4 protein-coding genes are annotated in these 3,733 nt (G+C 61.0%); 1 reads left to right on the forward strand and 3 read right to left on the reverse strand.

The window, feature by feature from the left end:
- Positions 1-89: 89 nt before the first annotated feature.
- Positions 90-383, reverse strand: coding sequence for a type II toxin-antitoxin system RelE family toxin (locus HMPREF2836_RS02140; protein ID WP_070629302.1), 294 nt, complete (start codon positions 381-383; stop codon positions 90-92).
- A 167-nt stretch (positions 384-550) separates the two neighbouring features.
- Here HMPREF2836_RS02140 and HMPREF2836_RS02145 point away from each other — a divergent pair, with 167 nt between their 5' ends.
- Positions 551-832, forward strand: coding sequence for a type II toxin-antitoxin system prevent-host-death family antitoxin (locus HMPREF2836_RS02145; RefSeq protein WP_070629304.1), 282 nt, complete (start codon positions 551-553; stop codon positions 830-832).
- Positions 833-915: 83 nt separating this feature from the next.
- Here HMPREF2836_RS02145 and HMPREF2836_RS02150 read toward each other — a convergent pair whose 3' ends face one another.
- Positions 916-2,358 carry a sugar porter family MFS transporter gene (locus tag HMPREF2836_RS02150; RefSeq protein ID WP_070629306.1) on the reverse strand — a complete coding sequence of 481 codons (1,443 nt, stop codon included), beginning with the start codon at positions 2,356-2,358 and terminating at the stop codon, positions 916-918.
- 223 nt (positions 2,359-2,581) lie between these two features.
- Positions 2,582-3,583 (reverse strand): aldo/keto reductase, encoded by a 1,002-nt coding sequence (locus tag HMPREF2836_RS02155; protein WP_070629308.1) that lies wholly within the window; start codon positions 3,581-3,583, stop codon positions 2,582-2,584.
- Positions 3,584-3,733 lie beyond the last annotated feature (150 nt).

A 3,733-nucleotide genomic window follows, 5' to 3' on the forward strand; every position in this document is an offset into this window, starting at 1 on the left:
GGCCCCTCCCCGGTGGAGGGGCCGCCCGCCTCATTCATACCTAAAACCGTCGGGTCTAGTGCTTGCGCGCGAAGCACGCCGTATTCACACTACAGGCCGCGGTAGACTTCTCGCCGATGAGCAACTCGGAAAACCTCAACGACAACCGTGACATTATCAATGGTGTACAGAACGCGGTAATTCCCTACTCGTGCCCTGTACCCTTCTTCGCCCTGTAGCTTCTTGACTCCCGTCATATATGGGTCATCGCCAAGGAATCGGAGGCAGGCGATAATTTTCTCGAAGGCTGTCCGGTCTTCTCGTTGGATTTTCTTTAGTTCTTTCGCTGCTTTGCGCGTCAATTCGACCCGGTACACGGGGTTTGAGACATGGTTTGCAGTCATCTGCACCCTTCAGGCAGAGCTTTAAATCTTAACCTCAACCTTAGCAGAAAAAGTGTACACTTTTTACATACTTTACATTGTTGTACTATGTAAGTAGCTCCTCTGGATAGAACCTACACAGGAACTATCCTCGGAGCTAACGGACAAACCCCAGAAAGGAACCAGTCATGACTGTCACCACTCACCGGACTCGTTCCAATGTCACGACTCTTAAAGAACTCCGCGACAACCTCGGAACCAAAGTCAACGAAGCCGTGTTCTCCGGCGAACGTCCCCTCATCAGCCGCAATGGTAAGACTGTTGCCGCGCTCATCTCCTACGAAGATTTGAAGCTGCTGGAAGAGTACGAAGAGCTCCTCGACATTGAGGCTCTTCGCAAGGCACGTGCCGAAGATGACGGCTACCGCATCGGCCTCGAGGAGTTCCTCGCAGAGAACCCTGCAGACTAGTCTTTCAACGCATATTGCAAGGCGGGCGGCACCTCCACCGGGGAGGGGCCGCCCGCCTCATTCTTGCCTAAAAACCGCCGAATCTAGCGCTTGCGTGCGGAGGGGTAGATGCTACCGTCCATCACGCCGCGCTCCACCTGCTCCAGGCTCACACCGCGAGTCTCCGGCAGGTTACGGAACATCAGCAGCGCAATAATCACGTTCACCACGGCAAAGCCGATGAAGGAACCGGTCAGACCGACCGCACCCAGAATCACGGGGAACGCCAGCGACAGCACACCGTTCATCATCCAGCCGCTAAACGCCGAAATACCCATACCCGCCGCACGCACACGCAGCGGGAACAGCTCACTCATAATCACCCACGTGGACACGTTCAGGCAGGTCTGCATCGCGCCCACAAAGCAGACGATGAGCACCAGCAGAATCCAGGGGCGCGCCGCATTATCGGCGGGCAGCAGCATGGATGCGCCCGCAATCAGCACGTGGAAAAACGCGGTCGAACTATAGCCGGTAATCACCATGACGCGGCGCGGCACACGCTCCATCAGGCGCAGCGACAGGATCGAGCCGAGCACCGCAATCGTACCCGGCGCAATGTTCGCGATGAGCGCCGCGGATTCGCTGAAACCGGCTTCCTTGAGCACCTTAATGCCGTAGTACATGATCGAGTTGATGCCGGTCAGCTGCTGGCCCGCGCCGACCAGAATACCGACGAGCAGGATGCGCACGAACCAGCCGCGCACGCCCACGCTTTCCTTACCCGCCGCGTTGTTCTGGGTGGTCGCCTCCGCCTGCAGGGTGCGCTCAATATCGGCAATTTCGGCCTCGGCACGCTCGGTGGAGCGGATGCGCTTCATCACCTCAAGCGCCTGCTCACGCTTGCCAACGCGCAGCAGCCAGCGCGGCGACTCGGGCACACGCAGCATACCTACGAACAGGCCGATGGCGGGCAGGGTGCAGATGGCGAACATCCAGCGCCACACGCCGTCGTGCTCGCCCCACAGGTTGCCAATGAGGGCGTTCACGATGAACGCGGCAAGCTGACCGCCCACGACCATGAGCTCGTTGCGGCCGGAGAGGGAGCCTCGAATTTCGTAGGGTGCGAGCTCTGCGAGGAACACGGGCACCACGGCGGAGGCGCCACCGACCGCCAGGCCGAGCAGGGTGCGCCCGGTGATGAGCACGGCGACGTTGGGTGCGAAGACGCACGCCAGGGCACCAATGAAGAAGATGGTGGAGAGCCCAATGATGGTGGTTCGGCGGCCGAACCGGTCAGAGATGCGGCCGCATCCGAGTGCGCCGATAGCGGCGGCGAAGGCGAGCGATCCGGTGACCCAACCTTGGGTGGTGGAGTCCATGCCGAGTTCGCGGCTCATGGGTTCGAGCGCGCCGTTGATCACTCCGGTGTCGTAGCCGAAGAGCAGACCGCCGAAGGTGGCGATGAGTGCGATGATGCCGAGGTATCGGCTGTGCTTCCCGGTGCCCAGCGGGGGCAGGGTGGAGGCGGTGCTCTGTGCGCTCATGGTGTCCTTTATGCCGAGGGGTTAGGTGAGATTACACCGACATTGGTGGTTCTTCAGCACTGTCAGTGGGCTAGGTGAGGTGCGTCAGGTTAGACACACCTCACCTAATCCTAGCGAAAACGTGCGGCGGGTGATATTTATTTCTCACCACGGACATTTTTCAGCGTATATTACGGCCGACACGTGCGACCGCCTGAGTGTCCCTTTGAGAGGGAGCCGGAGTTTAGAACAGCGCGATCTTCTCGGGTGCCGGGAAGATGGCGTCCAGGGCGGCGAGGTCCTCAGCGTCGAAGCGCAGGCATGCCGCCTGTGCGTTGGCGCGCACCTGCTCGGCGCTGGTTGCACCGGCAATGACGGAGGTGACCGGCGACTGCTGTGCGAGCCAGGAGAACGCCGCCTGCACCTCGGTAATGCCGCGCTCGGTGCAGAAGGTGTGGAAGGCTTCGAGCTGGTCCCAGTTGGCGGCGTCGAGCACGTTCTTCTTGGAGTGGGACAGGCGCGAACCGGCGGGAATGTTGTCGCGGCGGTACTTGCCGGTCAGCAGGCCGTTAGCGAGCGGGAAGTACGGCAGCACACCCATGCCGAAGTGCCGTGCGGCGGGCAGGATTTCGAGTTCTGCGCGGCGGTCGAGCAGGTTGTAGTGGTTTTCAGCGACGATGAACCGTTCGGTGCCGAGTTCACGGGCGCAGTGTTCGGCGTGGGCGAGCTGCCAGCCGGAGAAGTTGGAGTGGCCCAGGTAGCGGACTTTGCCGTCGCGTACGAGCTGGTCGAGGGCGCTGAGGGTTTCTTCGATGGGGGTGTTGGGGTCGGGGCTGTGGTAGAAGTACAGGTCAATGTAGTCGGTGCCGAGGCGGCGGAGGGACCCTTCGACGGCGCGCATGATGTAGCGGCGGGATCCGCGGGCGTTGCGGTCGTTGCCATTGAGGACGCCGACGGGCAGACCGAATTTGGTGACGATGGTCAGTTCGTCGCGGTCGAGGCCGAGCTGGGTGAGGGCGGTGCCGAACATGGTTTCGGAGAGGCCGGGTTCAGCGCCGTAGAGGTCGGCGATGTCGAAGAAGCTGATGCCGGCGTCAACTGCGGCGGCGATGACTTCGTTGGTGCCTTCTTGGGTGCGGGTGGGGGTGCCGGGGCGGCCGAGGTTGTTGCAGCCGATGCCGACGCTGGGTACGACGAGGCCGGAGTTGCCGAGCCTGCGGTAGACGGGAGATTCAATACGTTCCATGCTTTTAACTCTACGTTGTGCGGGTATGTTGCAAGGTTATTTCCCCTCCAGTTGGGAGGCGAAGAGCTTTCTGAAGCGTGATGTGGGGTCGGTCGTTAGGTCCTGGTAGGTTCCTTGCTCCACCACACACCCACCATCCAACACCACCAC

Source organism: Rothia sp. HMSC065C12, assembly GCF_001812085.1.
GTDB lineage: Bacteria > Actinomycetota > Actinomycetes > Actinomycetales > Micrococcaceae > Rothia > Rothia mucilaginosa.

Bases quoted from the DNA above. Each gene is read 5' to 3' on its own strand.
- HMPREF2836_RS02140 (WP_070629302.1), bottom strand. From the start codon at position 383: ATGACTGCAAACCATGTCTCAAACCCCGTGTACCGGGTCGAATTGACG.
- HMPREF2836_RS02145 (WP_070629304.1), top strand. From the start codon at position 551: ATGACTGTCACCACTCACCGGACTCGTTCCAATGTCACGACTCTTAAA.
- HMPREF2836_RS02150 (WP_070629306.1), bottom strand. From the start codon at position 2,358: ATGAGCGCACAGAGCACCGCCTCCACCCTGCCCCCGCTGGGCACCGGG.
- HMPREF2836_RS02155 (WP_070629308.1), bottom strand. From the start codon at position 3,583: ATGGAACGTATTGAATCTCCCGTCTACCGCAGGCTCGGCAACTCCGGC.